This window comes from Streptomyces sp. NBC_00223 (genome assembly GCF_036199905.1).
Taxonomy (GTDB): Bacteria; Actinomycetota; Actinomycetes; order Streptomycetales; family Streptomycetaceae; genus Actinacidiphila.
Window position 1 is genome coordinate 3,678,057 of sequence record NZ_CP108109.1, and the last position, 16,812, is coordinate 3,694,868.

Sequence of the window (16,812 nt, forward strand, 5' to 3'; positions counted from 1 at the left end):
AGGGTGCACGGTCGCCGACCGGCTCAGCACGAGTATCGGCGTGATGACGCGTGTAGCCAGCTCCGTCTAAAGGCCACCGTCACTGCGTCATCTCGCGCCGCTCCCACAAGTCCCGCATCCGCTCACGGGCCTCATCGGGAGCGGGGAGTCGTTCGAAGACGCCCGGGGCAACCCGATGGATGATGTCGATCCCGTAGTGGTGGAGCAGATCGCGCTCCTTGGGCTCGAGAGGTTCGGGGAAGAGCGCTGAAAGACGGCCGATCCCACCGCGAACGTACCGTGCGTAGTCAAGCAGTTGGGCCAGCGCCTCGCGCACATAGCTACGCCCGACATGGGACTTCGCCTCGATGAGCTCACGTCCCCCAGGACCATTCAGATAGATGTCACAGATGCCCCCCACACTGGAGAAACGAGTCACCGTCGTATCGGTAAGCGTGCCGCAGAACTCGATGACCAATGCCGCCTCGTCACGGTTGAAGAGCAATTGTTGAGCAGGTCGCTCAATCGTCCCAGAGCGAGTGTGCTGTTGCTCCACCGGCAACTCGCGGAGCCAAGCGGGCGGTACCGCAGCACCGGCTTCTTCCAGAGCAGTCGTGGTGGTGATGAGCAGACCGTCGATCCCTGCCCGAGCCTGCTCACCGGACAGCACCAACTGCCCGGGGTACATGAAGTTGGACTTGTAGCCAAGGAGAGCGCTCAACGTGGTGTAAGGAATCTCCGTCAGGACGAACTGACGTAGGCTGTAGACCGTGTGCCAGCTCCGGCCCCCCGGCTTCGGGGGCCACATCGCGTCGGCGAAGGAGCTGTTCTGGAAGATCGCCCCGATCTCGCCGATGGCAAGCACACGGCTCTTCCCCGTGAAAAGCACGACATCGCCCGTAGAGACTTCCGTCATCTTGCCGTCGTGGGCTGCCGTGGCACCCCAGAATCGGGCCTTCCCGTCCGGGTGGAGCTCTTTTAGGCGGTCCCGCTGGTCGTCAGTCAACCTATCCGCGTACTTAAACTCGGTGAACTGAACCGGCTGGTCCAGCGTGTCTTTCCAGTGCTGGCGCGACTCGGGGCTGCCGAACGATGGGGAGATCAGGAGACGGGCCAAAGAGCCCGAGTTAGTGGGTTCTTCACCTTTTGTGAGCCCCTCGACACGAAAACCGAGTCGGGTCAGCACCGGGACGACGGTGGAAGCGCCTCCGGAGAAGTCTGCCGATCGCAAAGCCTCACCATTCGCATGACGGTGGGCCGCACCGACGATGGCTTTCGAGTCGTACCGACGACCGTTGTGCAGGATGAAGTAGCTTCGAGCGGGCTTAAAACCGTACTTGGCGAGGAACACCTCCCTGCCGAGGTCGTCGTACTCCGCCAGTGTCTGCAGCACGGTGTCACGGGTGACGTCAGCGATTCCCACGATCGGATCATATGACCATTGGACACCCCGACGGCGATCAACACCGGTTCCAGGAAAGGTCGTTCTCGACGTCGCCGCGCGCTCTGGGGGACCACGCCCATGCTCCACCGGCTGGCGCGGCGGTGGGTCCCGTCCCAGCCACGGGTTGAACCTCCGACCCTGCAGATTGCTGACGCATGCGGCGGCTTTACGGAGAGGCGCGTCGTCATCGTGAAGCTCTGACGTGCGAGGCTCCCCCGCTGCGACGCGAATCGTCAGGCATCCCTGCGCGGTCGGCCCAACCGAGCAGGTCAGTCGGATTCCCTGGGAGCCATCTGGGAGCCGACCCGCTCCCCAAGCCCCTGCGGCACAGCTCCGGGCCACTCAGCCCAACCCTCTGACCAGCAGCAACGCCGAACGCCTAGCTAGCGATCTTGGTCCGACCGCATTCGGGACGAAGGGGCCGTGGGTTCAAATTCCGCCACCCCGGCTCCAAAACAGCAGGTCAGGGCCAGGTCTCCCTTGCGGGCGGCCGGCCCTGATCGCGTTTCTGGCGTGCGCTGGGTGTCAGCTGGGGGTGATCTCGGTCGGCGTCTTCCGAGTGCGGCGTCCCGGCCTCTTCCATGATCGGCTTGTGGGTGCGCCGCAGCCCGTGGGGTGTCAGCCCCCGGGTGACGGGCACCCAGCAGGCTTGTGCGCGCTGTGCAGTGTCCCTCCCCCGGGCCGGGATACCTGGCCAGGGCTCGGCAAGCAGCGGGACCAGCCGACACTCGTACGTGGCGATGCGGCCCGTGGGCGTAGCGAATGATCAGCAGCCTCGGCCCTGGAGGAACTGACCCGTCCAGTGCGTCCCGCACCCAGCACTCGCTGCCGGCGCGCGGGTCTGGTGCCGCGGATGAAACCCGCTCGGCCCGGTCAGCTCCTCAAGAGACGCTACGGGCATGGAGTTCCTCTGTTACCACCGCGACCGGCCCGGCTCCGTAGCGCTGCGCGACGAGCTCGCGGAAGAGCATTGGTCGTATATGGACCGGTACGCGGATGGGATGATCGCGCGGGGCCCGACCCTCGCTGGCGACGGCGACACACCCACCGGCAGCGTGCACATTCTCGACCTGCCCGATATCGCCGCCGCCCGCGCGTTCGCCTTCGACGAGCCCAACTACCAGGCCGGCGTGTACCGGGACGTGCTGCTGCGCCGGTGGCGCAACACGTTGGGGCGCACCATGTGGAACTTCCCCGGCGGCCGGACCGGTGGCAACCGCTACCTGGTGATCGGCCTCGGCACGGGGACCGGCGCCCGACCTCGCCGTGCCGCCCGACCGGGACCAACTGATTGCCTACGGGCCGCTACTGTCCGACAACGGCGCGACCTGGCTGGGCACGGCGGCGCTGGTCAGGGCGCCGGATCCGGACACGGCACGCGCCGTCCTCACCCCGGACCGGTACGCCGACATCGACGTGCACAACTGGCAGTTCGGCGGACGCCCGTGATGAACCGAGGACGTCCGGGCCGTCGTCCCGCAGAAGCCCTTCGGATCGCTCGGCGTCCGGGGTCTGAGCGGCCCCAGGTCTCGTAACGCCTCGCTCACGGCGGGAACGGCAACGCTGGCCGTCGCGGTCACAGGTTGCGGCTCCCGTGTCGGCGGCGCGGCGGAAACTCCGCCGACGCTACCCGCGCGGGCGTCGGCCGCTCGACGCTCGACCCGGACGGCACGGTGCCGCGGGCGAACGAACCGGACAGCGCCACCGCCACCGCCACCGTCACCGAATTCACGATCCCCACCCAGGCGCCGACACCCGCGACCGGGCCGACGTGCCGTGCGTTCCAGAAGCCTCGCTGTACGGGTCGCCGGATGTCGGCCCGGTTTCAGTACCAGCGGGTTTGTCCCGCGACGGCGTTGCCCGTGCGGGCGGCGCTGCGTAGCACCTTCAGTGGACCGTCGATCAGTTGCTCGGCGTCGTGGTCAGGGTCGTCCCCCATGAACGTCATCCACTCACGTGCGCGGGAAACGACTGCGGCCCGCTGGTCTCGGGTGAGGTCGAGTGCGTTCTCCGCCTTCGGCAGGGCGGTGAGCACCTGCTCGGAGCTGAGCAGGAAGTCGCCGAACCAACCGGGGAGTTGCAGTGTCTCGGTCGGCCCCAGCGCATAGGCCAGAGCCACAGCGGGGCTGGCCTTCCGAGCGGTGGCGCAGAACAGCCCCTCCCCGCCCTCCTGCGAAAACAGGTCCATGACCGCGTCCTTCATCCTCTCCACCGCGTCGACCGTGATCCGGCTGTTCTCGACGAACGCCGAAAAGCGAAGGGCGGAGGCAGTCGGTACGGGTCGGCGGGGATCTGACAGGTCGAAGAACTGCTCACCACTGCTCTTCTCACGCCACCAGGTCAGATCCTCGGGAAAGCGCGGCGAAAGGCAGCCCACAAACGGGAGTCGGGGAAACTCACGCCGAATGCCCGCCACCGCTTCGTCCGGCACGGTGCCAACGATCCACACGCCCGTAGCGCTCATCCAGGCCCCGTTCGGAAACACCGTGTGCAACGTCCCTCAGCCACCGACCGGTTCGATGCCGCGGCAGACGCCCGCGAGACCGACGACAGTATCCGTCGCGGCGCAGGGCGCGGGCGCGAGCGCGGGCGCGGGCGCGAGGGCGGGCGCGGCCGGTCTGCCCGCGAGGTCGCGGACCCGCCGGCCGCGCCGCGATGGCGGACGACCGGAGACCGGTCATCGCCGCCGGCCGCGCAGGGCCACCAGTTCGGCCAGTTCGCCGTCGCTCAGTTCGCTGAGCGACACCTCGCCCGATCCCAGTACGGCGTCGGCCAGTTCACGCTTCTGCCGCAGCATGTCGGCGACCCGTTCCTCGACCGTGCCCTCGGCGATCAGCTTGTGGACCTGCACCGGCCGGGTCTGGCCGATGCGGTAGGCGCGGTCGGTGGCCTGGTCCTCCACCGCCGGGTTCCACCAGCGGTCGTAGTGGACGACATGGCCAGCGCGGGTCAGGTTGAGGCCGGTCCCGGCGGCTTTGAGGGACAGCAGGAAAACCCTCTTGGCGCCGGACTGGAACGCGTCGACCATCTCCTCACGCCGCCTGACCGCCGTACCCCCGTGGAGGAACAAGGGATCCACGCCGCGGTCGGCGAGATGGCGTTCGATCAACCGGCCCATGGCCACGTACTGCGTGAAGACCAGCACCGACCCGTCTTCCGCGAGCACGGTGTCCACGAGTTCGTCCAGCAGTTCCAACTTTCCCGACCGGCCCACAAGTTGCGCGGTATCCGGCTCCTTCAGGTACTGCGCCGGGTGGTTGCACACCTGCTTCAGGCCGGTGAGAAGCTTCATCACCAGCCCGCGCCGGGCCATTCCGTCCGCACCCTCGATCTCGGCCATCAACTCCCGTACCAGGGACTCGTACAGCGAGATCTGCTCCTTCGTCAGAGACACCGGCTGGTCGGTCTCGGTCTTGGGCGGCAGTTCGGGCGCCACACCGGGATCGGACTTGCGGCGGCGGAGCAGGAACGGGCGTACGAGCGCGGCCAGTTGACGTGCGGCGTGCTCGTCGCGGTCTCCCTCGACGGCCCTGGCGTAGCGGTCGCGGAAGGAGGAAAGGGTGCCCAGCAGTCCCGGGGCGGTCCAGTCGAGCAGCGCCCACAGTTCGGACAGGTTGTTCTCCACCGGGGTGCCGGTCAGCGCGACCCGGCCACGAGAGGGAATCGCGCGCAGGGCACGGGCGGTGTGGGCGTACGGGTTCTTGACGTGCTGGGCCTCGTCAGCGACGAGCAGCGACCAGGGCTGTTCCGCGAGGCGTTCGGCGTCGCGGCGCATCGTCCCGTACGTCGTCAGGACGAAGCCGCCCGCGGCTCCGTCGTCGAGGCCGGCCAGGTCGCGGCCTGGACCGTGGAAGCGGCGTACGGGGGCGGTCGGCGCGAAACGCCGGATCTCGCGCTCCCAATTGCCCAACAGGGAGGCCGGGCAGACCACGAGGGTCGGACCGGCCGTGGCCTTGCGCTCCTGGCGGCGGAGATGGAGTGCGATAAGGGTGACGGTCTTGCCCAGGCCCATGTCGTCCGCCAGGCACGCGCCCAGACCGAGCGAGGTCATCCGGTGCAGCCAGTTCAGGCCCCGCAGTTGGTAGCCGCGCAGGGTCGCCGCCAGGGCCTTCGGCGGACCTTGGGGCTCCCGCGCGGTGCGGGCCTCGGGGTCGGCGATCCGGGCACGCAGATCCTCCAGCACGCCGCTCGCGGTGACCTCGACCTGTTCGCCGTCCACCTCGACGCTGCCGGTCAACGCGGCGCCCAACGCGTCGATCGCCGTCAGCGACCGAGCCCCCGTGCGTACGGCCTTCCGTAGACGTCGCACCAACTCCCGGTCCACGACGACCCATTGGCCGCGCAGCCGTACCACCGGCCGATGGGTGTCGACCAGCCGTTCCAACTCGTTCTCGGACAGTTCCTCGTCCCCGAGCGCGACCCGCCACCGGAAGTCCAGCAGCCCGCCGGAGGACAGGAAGGACGCGGCCGAGGACGTCGTGCCTTTGCGGGCCGGTTCCAGAACGCCCGTGGCGGTCAATCCGCGTACCAGGTCCTTGGGCCAGTGCACAGGTACGCCCGCTGCCGCGAGCCGTTCGGCGGCCTCGCCCAGCAGTTCCCGCGCTTCCTCGTCGGAGAGTTCAAGGCAAGTGGGGGCGGCGGCATCCAGCAGCCGGGCGGCGGGCGGCCACACCCGCGCGGCCCGGCGCAACGTCAGCAACGTGTCGGCCCGAGCCTGGGGGCCGAAGAGTTGGGGCGCGGAGGCCGTACCCGCCCACAGGTCCGCGGCATCGGCGAGCACCGTCGGGTCGGCCGGGCTGCGCAGTTGGACGACGGCGCGGAAGCAACCGGCGTCGGCCTCCCCGTCGCCCCAAGGCTCCCCGCCCGGCCCGAACACGTCCGGTCCGGAAACGCGCGGCTCGGAAACGCCCGGCCCGGAAACGCGCGGCGGCTCCACCCGCAGCGACACCTGAAGGCCGGCGTCACGGCCGACGGCGACCTCGGCCGCCCGGACGTGCTGCTCGGGCGCGGGCCGCGGTACGGGCCGCGGCGCGCGGTGTGGCGCACGCTGTGGCGCGGCGGCCGCGAACTGCGGTCCCGCCGCCAGGTGCCGGGCAGCAGGCGTACGGGTGAGCGCGTCGGCCATGGCGTCCAGGAATGCCAGCAGCAGCGGCTCGGCTGCCGGAAGCGCGAGCGGCGACCGGCCCGGCAGGGATACGGCCCGGGCCTCGGGAGGCATGGCGGCAGCGAGGGCGTCCAGCCGCTCCCGGTCCGCGGCGTCCAGCGGCCCGACCCGCCACGCGTCGAAGCCTGCCGGGGACGTCTCCGGCAGCAGCCGCCCCCGGGCCAGCAGACTCAGCCCCGTCGTGGCCGCCGCACCCCAGAACGCCATGCCCGCCGACGCCCGTCCGCTCGCCCCCAGCGCCCGGCAACGGGTCAGCAGCGGTACGGCCTGCTCCACCGCCACGCTCACGGCCGGCACCGTCTCCTGCCGCACGGATGTCCCCTCCGTACGGACCACGGCAAGCTCCCCCGGCTCCACCCCCAGGTCGGGCGGCTCGCCGCCCGGCGTCCAGAACGCCACGCGGCCCCGCCGAGGCGGGTCGGCGGGGAGGAAGGCGGCCTCACCTGCGGCGAGTTCCGGCAGCGCCGCGAGCAGCCGCCGCCGGTCCACGACCGCCGGCTCCGGCAGCCCGTCGACGCGGGCCGGCTCGTCTGCGTCGGCCAGCGGCGATACGTCGTCGGCGCCGATCGGACCGGCGGAGGCGCCCGCTCCCGCCGCATAGCGCCTTGCCACCGCACCCACTCCTGGAGCCTGTCCGTCCGACGTCCCGGGAGCCGCCCGCTCCCGACCCCGGCACATCCAGGCTAACCGCCGCCACTGACACACCCCCGCGGCCGCACTCACCCGGCTTCCCGCGGGTACGGCCGGCGTACCGCACAAAGAATTCGTCCCGGCCCGCCCGGTTGCGATACATCTGTGGGACCGGGGCAGTCAGGGAGGGGCCGGCGTGAAGCAGGCGGCGACGGGGGCATTGGTGGGCTTGGCGATCGGAGACGCCATGGGCTTTCCGACGGAGTTCAACACCATGGCGGCGATCGCCGCGAAATGCGGCCCCTGGCGCGCCATGCCGCTACCGCTCTCCTCGGGGCGGGCCTATGTCACCGACGACACGCAGATGACCCTTGCCCTGGGCGAAGGGCTGCTCGAAGCGCTGGCCGAAGGACCGCTGACGGCGGCCCGGATGGAGCCACCGGTTCGCGAGCGCTTCGTCCAGTGGTGCTTCTCGCCGGAGAACAACCGCGCGCCGGGGACGACCTGTCTACGGGCCTGCGAGGCGCTGAGCCTCGGCGGTGCCTGGCAGGACGCGAGCGAGGTCGGCTCCAAAGGGTGCGGGGCGAACATGCGGGTCGCGCCGCTGGGGCTGATCCCGGGGCTGGACGAGCAGCAGCGTTCCGGTGCGGCCCAGTTGCAGTCGGCCCTCACCCACGGCCATCCCACCGCGCTGGCCGCCAGCGACCTGACCGCGCACACCGTCCGGCTGCTGGCACTGGGTACCCGGCCCGTCGAACTGCTGCCCGCGCTCCGCGAGTACGCTCACACGAGCCGTGGCCGCTACCGCGCCGACTGGCTGGGGGATCTGGCCGAGCACGCGCAGGATCCGGACCGCGCGTCCTTCGCCACTCGCGGCTGGGACGAGTGCCTGGCCGCGCTGGAACGTCTGGAGGCCGCGCTCCGCTCCCCCGACCCGGAGGCCGACCCGTGCGCGGCCACCGGGGCGGGCTGGATCGCCGAGGAGGCGTTCGCCACCGGTCTGTACTGCTTCCTGCTGCTTCCCGACGACCCGCCCGCGGTGGTCCGGCGGGCCGCGTACTCCTCCGGCGACTCCGACTCCATCGCCGCTCTGGCCGGGGCGTTCGCCGGTGCCCACCATGGCGCCGAAGCGTGGCCGCGGGAGTGGGTACGCGACATCGAGTACCGCGACCGACTGCTGGCCCTGGGCGCGGCCTGGGACGCCTGACCTCGTACCGCCTCGGTGTCGGCGGCCCGGATCTCGTCGCCTTAGGGTGCTGCCCCGAGCAGGCGGCGTCCATCGGCCATGATGGCCCCCGTTACTCCCCCGCCGTCGACAGCTCCAGCGCCGCCTCGCGGACCTCGGCGTGCCAGTGCCGGTTGGCGCGGTTCTCCCCCTGGCGGGCCGACCGCTGCCGGACCCGGCCGACCCGGACCGCGGGCTGCGAACGAGCTGAGGCCCGGCGGGCGGGGGCTGTGTCGCACCTGGCTGCGAGGATCGGGAGCGTGAACGATCACGATGAGCTGATACGCCGGATCCGCGCCCGGGCCGCGGAGGAATCCGAGGCGCTGCCCGCTTGTGCGGACGCCCCGGCCGTCGCCGAAGCGGAGCGGGCGCTCGGCTTCACCCTGCCGCCGCTGCTGGTGCGGCTCTACCGCGAAGTCGCCAACGGCGGCTTCGGCCCCGACTACGAAGTGTTCCCCCTCGTCGGGGAGGGGCGGACCGCGGTGTCCGACTACGCAAGCGAGTGCCCCGCGCCCCCGGCGGAACCGGCACCGCACTGGCCGCGAGGTGTGCTGCCGATCCTGGACTGGGGCTGCGGAATGTACGCGGCCGTGGACTGCCTCCAGCCGCACGCCCCCGTCCTCCTCTTCGAACCCAACGCCGTCGAGGACGACTGGACCCACGCCTGGTTCCGGGACGCGCCGTCGCTCGCCGAATGGCTCGACTCCTGGCTGGACGGCACCGGTTGGTGGGACCAGGAAGCCGCCTCGGCCGAGGGCTCCACCGGTCCCGTCCCCTGGCCGGAAGCCGCCGAACGGCTCGCGGCGCGGAACTGAGCCCATACCGGGTCGCGTCCGGTGGAGGTCCGGGCCGCGAACGGCTGAGCCGCCCTACGCGTTCGCCTTCGGCCAGGGCTCCACGGCGATCACGGCCTCGATCGGGAGAGGGCCGTAGATGTGGGGGAAGTCCTCGGCGCCCGGGGCGGACGGCTCGTAACAGACCGGAGCGGAGAGGCGGTTCTCGTCGATGACGAGGACCACCAGGTCGTCCGGGCCCGTGTACGTGCCGTAGAGGAACTCCGCCACGCCCGGCAGTTGGTGGCGCAGCGAGCAGTGGATGAAGCCCACGTCCTGGAGGGTGCGGCCGCGCGTGGACATCTCGTACTGTCCGCTCGCGCGAGCCGCATCCCACAGGGCGCGTTCGGTGAGGTGCAGGAGTTCGGCCATGGCCCCACGGTACGGCTGGCGGTGCCGTGGCGGGGTCACGGCCGTGGCGTACACCGACCGGTGCCGTAGCGGGTGACGGCACCGGCCGTACGTCGGCCGACTCCCCCGGAGCGGTACGCCGACCCCGACCTCCGGCCCCGCCGGCCCCGCGACGTACGCGGCCCCGTACCCGGGCCCTGACAGTTCGTCCGCCGAGAGGTCAGAGCGCCGAACCCGGCTGCGGGTCACGCCACATGGGCCACATGTGGGGGCCGTCCGGGAGGTCGATCGTACGGCCGAGGTAGGTGAAGCCGAGGCGCTCGTACAGCGCCCGGCTGCGCTCGCTGCTCGCCTCCAGGTAGGCCGAGAGCCCTTCCCGGTCGCAGCGCGCGAGGACGGGGTTCATCAACTCCGTGCCGACACCCTGGCTTCGCCGCTCCGCGGACACACCTATCATCATCAAGTACTCGTGCGCCCGGTCTTTGGGGTGGGCCTCGTCCAGAATCCGGGTGATCTGCTCGACGCGCTCGTTCCCCGGGTCGATCGCCTCCCGGAACTGCGCGGGACCGTCGGGGTCCGGGGCGTGCCCCGCGGGCACGCTCAGCCACAGCGCCACCGCCGTACCGTCCTCCGCCATGTCGACGTGTCCCTCGGCGAGGGCCGCGTCGACGAACGCCCCCATCAGGCCCGCGTGGGCGCGCCGCCGGTCCGCCTCGTCGGGGAAGACCCAACTGCTGACCTGGTCCGGAAAGAACGCCTCGTCAAGCAGCCCGGTCACGGCCTCCCGGTCGTCCTGCCCGGCCCTGCGAATTGCCACGCCCATCGCCCTGCCCGCCCTTCCGATTCAAGTGATCCTGCCCGTACGGCGCTTGCAGCTTATTGCGTACGCGGTCCGGGCCGCTCGGGCGGAGGCCACAGCCTGTGGATAACTCCGGCTGTGGACAACCCGCGCCGCGAACTCAGCGGCCACCGCCGTCCGTACGGGCCTCGATCGCGCGGAGCACCGCCACCATGTCGGACCGGCCGTGGCCCCGCGCCACCGTCTCGGCGAAGAGCGTGTGGCAGATGTCCAGCAGAGGGGACGCGAGGCCGGATTCCCTGGCGGCTTCGGCGATCAGCCGGTTGTTCTTCAGTACGTCCACGACCGATGCCTGGACGGAGAGGTCGCCCGCCAGCAGCTTGGGGGCCTTCATCCGGGACACCGCGCTGGCCATCGGTCCGGCGTCGAGCACGGCCAGGAACTGCCGCAGGTCCAACTTCTGCCGATCGGCGAAGTGGAACGCCTCGGTGAGGCCGGTGACCATCGTGATCAGGAAGAGGTTCACCGCGAGCTTCATCAGCAGCGCGTTCGGGGCCGTTCCGCAGACGAACGTCTCCCGGCACATCGGGCGCAGCAGCGGCCGTATGTCCTCCACCGCCGATTCCTCCCCGGCGAGCATGGCCACCAACTGCCCGTCCTGCGCGGGCCGGCGCGAACCGGAGACAGGGGCCTCGACGTAAGCGCCGCCCGCCGCGCGGACATCGGCTTCGAGACCGCGCGAGTAGGCGGGCGAGGTCGTTCCCATGGAGACGAGCGTGTGGTTCGCGACAAAGGCGTCGAAGTCCGGGGTGCCGCGGCCGAGCACGGAGTCGACGGCCTCGCCGTCGGCCAGCATGAGGACGACGACGCGGGCCTGGTCAAAGACCTCGGCGGGACTCTTCGCCACCTTCGCGCCGACCGCGCGGACCGGCTCACACCGGCCCGGGGTCCGGTTCCAGACGACGAGGGGCGTCCCGGCGCGGGCCAGATTGAGTGCCATGGGCTGTCCCATGACGCCGAGACCCAGAAACCCGACATCCAGCATGCGCACGCCACCACCATCGTTGACCTTGCCGTCTATGACAGTCGTCATAATAATGGAGCTATGACCACCGTCATAGTGAGTACGTCGGAACTGGTGGGCAGGCTGGCGCCAGGACCGGGGCCTGTGACCGGGCCGGTGCCGGAGGCCGCTCAGGCCACGGCCGAAGCAATCGGCCCCTGGCGTATCAGCACTGCCCTGCCGTCCGACCGCGCGGCCCTGGGTTCCCTGTTCTCGGGCTGCTCCCAGGAGACCGTCCGGCTGCGCTTCTTCGGACGGCTCCGCGCGTTCCCCCGTGAGTACCTGGACAGCGTGCTGGCGGGCCGGCCGGATGTGCACGACGCCGTGGTCGCGTACCGCGACGACCGGTCGCACCTCGTCGGACTGGCGGGGCTCGTGGCGGAGTCCGACGAGAATCCGGGCGTCGCCGAGCTCGGGGTGCTCGTCACCGACACCTGGCAGCGGCAAGGGGCGGGCGCCGCCATGGTCGACACGCTGCTCACCCGGGCCCGTGAACGCGGGATCGTACGGGTGTCGGCATGCGTACTGCCGGGCAGGTCCGGGCTGCTGGCCACGCTGTCCCGCCGTCTGGAACTGGAGAGTTCCTCCGGTACCCGGGACGGCCTGACCGGGATCTATAGGCTGGCACAGGGCGGCGACGCGAGCCGCGGAACCACGCGTCCGAGCCCGTAGGAAAAGCCGATCGCATGGGCTAGGAGGAGGTGGGTGATGACCGCTTCCGAGCGGGAACCACGCGAGAGCGGGGCGGATGACGCGGCGCTCGTCGGCACGTCGGACGAGGTTGCGGCGCTCGCCGGCGGGACGCGCAGCAGCGGGACGCGCGAGCACCGGGCCGGCGGCGAAAGATCACCCGAGCCCGGGTCCGAGCCCGATCCCGGTCCCGAGCCCCGTACCTACGGCCCCCGCGAGCGCATGGTCTTCAGCGCGGCCCAGCTCATCCGGCGCGACGGGGTGACCGCGACCGGTATGCGGAATGTCGCCGCACACGCCAAGGCGCCGCGCGGATCGCTCCAGCACTACTTCCCCGGTGGCAAGGAACAGTTGGTCAACGAGGCCGTCGGCTGGGCCGGCCGCTACGCCGCCAAGCGCGTCGCCCGGTTCGTCGCCGAGATGCCCGAGCCGACGCCGAGCGGGTTGTTCGCCGCCATGGTGCGCCAGTGGAGCGACGAGTTCCGGACGCTGGGATACGGCGCGGGGTGCCCGGTCGCCGCCGCGACTGTGGACTGCGCGGAATCCGCCGGCTCGACCAGGGCGGCGGCGGCCGCCGCGTTCGCCACCTGGAACGAGCCGGTCGCCCAGGCTCTGACCGGCATGGGCGTGCCGGAGGCCAAGGCCCCGGCGCTCGCCACGCTCATGATCAGCACGCTGGAGGGGGCCATCCTCATCTCCCGGTCCGAGCAGGACGTACGCGCCCTGACAACGGTGGCGGCGGAGCTGGGCCCGCTGCTGGACGGGGGCGCGGTCGTTCCTCACGGCTAGAAGGCGGGCTGCCGAGCGGGCAGGCCCTGGGGAGGCATCTGGGGTCGTTCATCTGCGGGTTTGCGCCGCGAACCCGAGGGCAGCCGAACCACGAAGGACCGTCGAGCGGACCCGTGGAAGGTTCCGCGCGCGGACCTTCGCGTACGGAACGCCGTACGCACCTCGAACCGCAGGGAGAGCGCCATGACCGACCCCACCTCCGCACCGACGAGCGAATCGGCGATGGAGCACGGGAGGATCGTGGTCGGCGTCGACGGTTCCGAGCCGTCGCTGCACGCCTTGCGCTGGGCCGCCCGCCAGGCCCAACTCACCGGCGCCGCGCTCGAAACGGTCATCGCCTGGGAACTCCCGAGCGCATACGGCTGGGGCGGAATGCCCGGCCTTCCCCAGGACGTCGACCTGGGCGCGCCCGCGGCCCAGGCGCTGTCCGACGCGGTCCAGGCCACGCTGCCGCCGGAGCAGGCCAAGGCCGTCACCGAAGTGGTCGTCATGGGCAACGCGGCCCAGGCGATCCTCGACCGCGGCGAGGGAGCGGAGCTGATCGTGGTGGGCGTACGCGGCCGCGGCACGTTCCGCGCGACGCTGCTCGGGTCGGTCAGTCATACGGTCACCGTGCACGCGACGTGCCCGGTCGTGGTCGTGCGCGGAACGGCGGAGCAGTCGGACCAGGTCGAGGGCTGAAAGCGGGCGGTTGAGCCCTGGGCCGGGGCCGCTGAGCCCGGGGCCGGGGCCGGCGGGCCGATCCGGGATCGAGGCCGAACCGGGACCGGGCGGGCATCGGGGCTGGTGTGACCTGCGACTTCGAGAAGTTATCCACAGGCTGCACAGCACACCTCACCGAATGTGCGTGCGGCGGAGCATCATGGGGGCATGAACGAGATCACCGGACCCGCCGACGGGTCCATGCGGGAGACCGGCGCCATGCCGGAGTGGGAGAAGAGGTTCCGCGCGCCTCGCGTCGGGCTGCCGGAGTGGGCGGAGGACGCGCCGGACCACAGCCTGTTCGTGTCGAACGTGACGGGCACGTACGAGCTGTACGCGTGGGACCGGACGACGGGCGGGCGGCGACAGGTCACCGACCGGCCGAACGGGACGACGGACGGCACCCTGAGCCGGGACGGCACATGGGTGTGGTGGTTCTCGGACACCGACGGGGACGAGTTCGGGGTCTGGATGAGGCAGCCGTTCGCGGGCGGTCAGGACATACCGGCGGCGCCCGGCCTCGCCCCCTCCTACCCGGCCGGACTGGTACTGGGCGTCGGCGGGCTCGCGGTGATCGGCCGCTCGACGGACGACGAGGGCACGTCCGTGCACGTCGTGCCGCCCGACGGCGGCACTCCGTACGAGATCTACCGGCACGCGGAGTCCGCGGGGGTCAGTGACATCTCGGAGGACGGCACGCTGGTCGTCATCGAGCACACCGAGCACGGCGACGCGATGCACAGCGCGCTGCGGGTCGTCCGGGTCGAGGACGGCTCGACGGTCGCCGAGTTGGACGACACCGAGGGCGGCGAACGCGAACTGGGCCTGGACTGCCTCGGCTTCGCACCCGTCGTGGGCGACACGCGCCTGCTCGTCGGCCACCAGCGCACGGACCGCTGGCTGCCGATGATCTGGGACGTGGCGACCGGCGAGGAGACCGCGCTGGCGGTGGACCTGCCGGGGGACGTGCACGCCGAGTGGTATCCGGACGGCTCCGCGCTGCTCGTGGTGCACGACTTCCACGCCCGCGGCGAGATGTTCCGCTACGACCTGGCGGACGGCACGCTGACCCCGCTGGACACCCCGCCGGGATCGGTGGGCGGGGCGACCGCGCGGCCGGACGGCAGCGTGGAGTACCTGTGGTCGTCGGCCGAACGTCCCCCTGTCGTACGGTCCACGACCGGCGTCGTCGTGCTGGAGGCCCCCGGGCTGCGGGCCCCGGACTCGGTGCCGGTGGAGGACGTGTGGGTGGACGGCCCGGGAGGGCGGATACACGCCCTGGTACAGCGGCCGGCGGGTCACGAGGCGGACGGGAGCGGTCCCTTCCCCACCGTCTTCGAGATCCACGGCGGCCCGACCTGGCACGACTCGGACGCATTCGCCGCCGGGCCCGCCGCCTGGCTCGACCACGGCTTCGCGGTCGTCCGGGTCAACTACCGGGGCTCGACCGGTTACGGCCGCGAATGGACGGACGCCCTCAAGCACCGGGTGGGTCTGATCGAGCTGGAGGACATCGCGGCGGTGCGGGAGTGGGCCGTCTCGTCCGGTCTGGCCGATCCGGCCAAGCTGGTGCTCACCGGGGGTTCGTGGGGCGGCTATCTGACCCTGCTCGGCCTCGGCACCCAGCCGGACGCGTGGACGGTGGGCATAGCCGCGGTCCCTGTCGCGGACTATGTCGCCTCCTACGCCGACGAGATGGAGGCGCTCAAGTCCCTGGACCGCACCTTCTTCGGCGGCTCACCGCAGGAGGTCCCGGACCGCTACGAGGCGTCCTCACCGATCACCTACGTCGAGCAGGTCAAGGCCCCCGTCTACATCAGCGCGGGTATGAACGACCCGCGCTGCCCGATACGCCAGATCGACAACTACGTCGAGCGGCTCCGCGCCCTGGACAAGCCGCACGAGGTGTACCGGTACGACGCGGGCCACGGCTCGCTCGTCGTGGAGGAACGGATCAAGCAGGTCCGGCTGGAGCTGGCGTTCGCGCTGCGTCACGTGGGAGCGGCGATCGCGGACTAGCCGCCACGAGGGGAGGCCGGCGGCACGGGCGGCATGGCGCGGGCGGCCGGAAGCGCCACGGGCAGCGCGGCGCGATCGGCTAGCTCACGCGAGCGGGCGGGCCGACCTCCCGGCCGGGATCGGCCCCGGGGTCGGTAGCGGGATCGGCCCCCGGGTCGGCCTCGGTGCCGGAGTCATCGCCCGACTCCGGCTCAGGACCGACCCCGCCCTCGGGGCCCCCGTCCTGATCGGCGCCGATGCTGGCTCCGGCGTCCGCGTCGGCCGCGGCGCCCCCGGCGGGGCCGTCCTCCGGTAGGAGACCGAGCGCGGCGTCGGCCCGCGCCTCGGCTTCCCGCCGGGCGAGGCGGAACCACATGAAGACGACGAAGCCAGCGAAGACGAACCACTGCCCGGTGTAGCCGAGGTTCTGGAACGCCTTGACGTCCAGGCCGCTGTTGGGCGCCGCCGCCGGAGGCACCGCCTTGAGTGGCGCCAGAGGATGGGCGGCGGTGATCCAGCCGCTGTAGACGGAGTAAGGGAGGACATTGACGAGAGAAGCGGCACTGATCATGCCGAGCTGACCGGAGGGCAGCGCGCCGCGGGCGTTCACACCGCTGGTGTCCGTGGTCTCGGGGTACTGCAGGGCCCCGGTGACGGTGACCTGCCCGGTCGGCACGGCGGGCACGGAACCGGAGTGCGCGGCGGCGGAGGCGTCGCCGGGCAGCCAGCCACGGACCACGGGAAGCGCGGCGCCGCCGCCGACCCGCAAGGGGGTGAGGACGTAGAAGCCGTCACGGCCGTCGAGTGTGCGGTCGGGGATCAGGAGTTGACGCCCGGCGTCGTAGCGGCCGGTGGCGCTGACCAGTCGGCCGGAGTCGTCCGCGCCGACCTGGGCCCGGGTGTCGGGCAGCACGCGGCTCAGCGGCACCGGCGTGGCCACGGCGTTCTCGCGCTCGTCGTGCTTGGCGGCCTTGTGCTGGTCGACGCGTACCTCGAATCTGCTCAGCTGCCAGCTCCCCATGAACACGCAGAACGGCACGGCGAGCAGCGCGAGCACGCTGACCGCCAGCCAGCGAGGGGTGAGCAGGAACCGGTACACGCCTCAACGGTACGGGGACGGCTCTCGGACTCCGCAACCGGGACCC

General features: G+C 71.4%; 13 protein-coding genes and 2 pseudogenes. 7 read left to right on the plus strand and 8 right to left on the minus strand.

The features are described 5' to 3' along the window. Window positions 1-79: 79 nt before the first annotated feature. Both OHA30_RS15315 and OHA30_RS15320 read right to left on the minus strand, forming a co-directional pair. Window positions 80-1,402, minus strand: a complete 1,323-nt coding sequence (locus OHA30_RS15315; RefSeq protein ID WP_328914395.1) for a hypothetical protein — start codon at window positions 1,400-1,402, stop codon at window positions 80-82. Between the two features lie 586 nt (window positions 1,403-1,988). Next, window positions 1,989-2,162: pseudogene (locus tag OHA30_RS15320) on the minus strand (LacI family transcriptional regulator); the annotation flags it as partial. A gap of 160 nt (window positions 2,163-2,322) precedes the next feature. Between OHA30_RS15320 and OHA30_RS15325 the strand changes: the two are divergent. Next, window positions 2,323-2,872, plus strand: a pseudogene (locus OHA30_RS15325) (YciI family protein). A gap of 376 nt (window positions 2,873-3,248) precedes the next feature. On the opposite strand, the gene OHA30_RS15330 reads toward OHA30_RS15325, so the two are convergent. After that, a complete protein-coding gene (locus OHA30_RS15330) occupies window positions 3,249-3,887 on the minus strand; it encodes a hypothetical protein (RefSeq protein WP_328914396.1) in 639 nt (212 codons plus the stop codon). Window positions 3,888-4,100: 213 nt separating this feature from the next. Next, on the minus strand, window positions 4,101-7,208 hold the full coding sequence (locus tag OHA30_RS15335; RefSeq protein WP_405785579.1) for a DEAD/DEAH box helicase: 3,108 nt from the start codon (window positions 7,206-7,208) through the stop codon (window positions 4,101-4,103). 205 nt (window positions 7,209-7,413) lie between these two features. Between OHA30_RS15335 and OHA30_RS15340 the strand changes: the two genes are divergently transcribed. Together OHA30_RS15340 and OHA30_RS15345 are read left to right on the plus strand one after the other, a co-directional pair. Further along, window positions 7,414-8,424: an ADP-ribosylglycohydrolase family protein gene (locus OHA30_RS15340; RefSeq protein WP_328914397.1), complete on the plus strand. Its 1,011-nt coding sequence runs from the start codon at window positions 7,414-7,416 to the stop codon at window positions 8,422-8,424. Window positions 8,425-8,702: 278 nt separating this feature from the next. Beyond that, window positions 8,703-9,257: an SMI1/KNR4 family protein gene (locus tag OHA30_RS15345; RefSeq protein WP_328914398.1), complete on the plus strand. Its 555-nt coding sequence runs from the start codon at window positions 8,703-8,705 to the stop codon at window positions 9,255-9,257. A gap of 54 nt (window positions 9,258-9,311) precedes the next feature. Here OHA30_RS15345 and OHA30_RS15350 read toward each other — a convergent pair whose 3' ends face one another. The 3 genes from OHA30_RS15350 to OHA30_RS15360 form a co-directional block, all read right to left on the minus strand. Next, window positions 9,312-9,647 carry a DUF952 domain-containing protein gene (locus OHA30_RS15350; protein ID WP_328914399.1) on the minus strand — a complete coding sequence of 112 codons (336 nt, stop codon included), beginning with the start codon at window positions 9,645-9,647 and terminating at the stop codon, window positions 9,312-9,314. Between the two features lie 199 nt (window positions 9,648-9,846). Continuing rightward, window positions 9,847-10,449 carry a GNAT family N-acetyltransferase gene (locus OHA30_RS15355; protein ID WP_328914400.1) on the minus strand — a complete coding sequence of 201 codons (603 nt, stop codon included), beginning with the start codon at window positions 10,447-10,449 and terminating at the stop codon, window positions 9,847-9,849. Window positions 10,450-10,585: 136 nt separating this feature from the next. Further along, window positions 10,586-11,470 (minus strand): NAD(P)-dependent oxidoreductase, encoded by an 885-nt coding sequence (locus OHA30_RS15360; protein ID WP_405786098.1) that lies wholly within the window; start codon window positions 11,468-11,470, stop codon window positions 10,586-10,588. Between the two features lie 60 nt (window positions 11,471-11,530). Here OHA30_RS15360 and OHA30_RS15365 point away from each other — a divergent pair, with 60 nt between their 5' ends. The 4 genes from OHA30_RS15365 to OHA30_RS15380 all read left to right on the plus strand — a co-directional run bounded on the left by OHA30_RS15365 (window position 11,531) and on the right by OHA30_RS15380 (window position 15,688). Further along, window positions 11,531-12,160 (plus strand): GNAT family N-acetyltransferase, encoded by a 630-nt coding sequence (locus OHA30_RS15365; RefSeq protein WP_328914401.1) that lies wholly within the window; start codon window positions 11,531-11,533, stop codon window positions 12,158-12,160. Window positions 12,161-12,400: 240 nt separating this feature from the next. Then, complete coding sequence (locus OHA30_RS15370; protein ID WP_328917871.1) at window positions 12,401-12,967, plus strand: TetR/AcrR family transcriptional regulator; 567 nt, start codon at window positions 12,401-12,403, stop codon at window positions 12,965-12,967. A 183-nt stretch (window positions 12,968-13,150) separates the two neighbouring features. Continuing rightward, window positions 13,151-13,648 carry a universal stress protein gene (locus OHA30_RS15375; RefSeq protein WP_328914402.1) on the plus strand — a complete coding sequence of 166 codons (498 nt, stop codon included), beginning with the start codon at window positions 13,151-13,153 and terminating at the stop codon, window positions 13,646-13,648. A 240-nt stretch (window positions 13,649-13,888) separates the two neighbouring features. Further along, entirely contained in the window at window positions 13,889-15,688 is a 1,800-nt protein-coding gene (locus tag OHA30_RS15380) for a S9 family peptidase (RefSeq protein ID WP_328917872.1), read from the plus strand. Window positions 15,689-15,767: 79 nt separating this feature from the next. Here OHA30_RS15380 and OHA30_RS15385 read toward each other — a convergent pair whose 3' ends face one another. Further along, window positions 15,768-16,766, minus strand: a complete 999-nt coding sequence (locus OHA30_RS15385) for an SURF1 family protein (RefSeq protein ID WP_328914403.1) — start codon at window positions 16,764-16,766, stop codon at window positions 15,768-15,770. Between the last annotated feature and the right edge of the window lie 46 nt (window positions 16,767-16,812).

Coding starts and splice junctions, on each gene's coding strand:
- OHA30_RS15370 (WP_328917871.1), top strand. CDS start 12,401: ATGGTCTTCAGCGCGGCCCAGCTCATCCGGCGCGACGGGGTGACCGCG.
- OHA30_RS15355 (WP_328914400.1), bottom strand. CDS start 10,449: ATGGGCGTGGCAATTCGCAGGGCCGGGCAGGACGACCGGGAGGCCGTG.
- OHA30_RS15365 (WP_328914401.1), top strand. CDS start 11,531: ATGACCACCGTCATAGTGAGTACGTCGGAACTGGTGGGCAGGCTGGCG.
- OHA30_RS15380 (WP_328917872.1), top strand. CDS start 13,889: ATGCCGGAGTGGGAGAAGAGGTTCCGCGCGCCTCGCGTCGGGCTGCCG.
- OHA30_RS15350 (WP_328914399.1), bottom strand. CDS start 9,647: ATGGCCGAACTCCTGCACCTCACCGAACGCGCCCTGTGGGATGCGGCT.
- OHA30_RS15375 (WP_328914402.1), top strand. CDS start 13,151: ATGACCGACCCCACCTCCGCACCGACGAGCGAATCGGCGATGGAGCAC.
- OHA30_RS15330 (WP_328914396.1), bottom strand. CDS start 3,887: ATGAGCGCTACGGGCGTGTGGATCGTTGGCACCGTGCCGGACGAAGCG.
- OHA30_RS15360 (WP_405786098.1), bottom strand. CDS start 11,470: ATGCTGGATGTCGGGTTTCTGGGTCTCGGCGTCATGGGACAGCCCATG.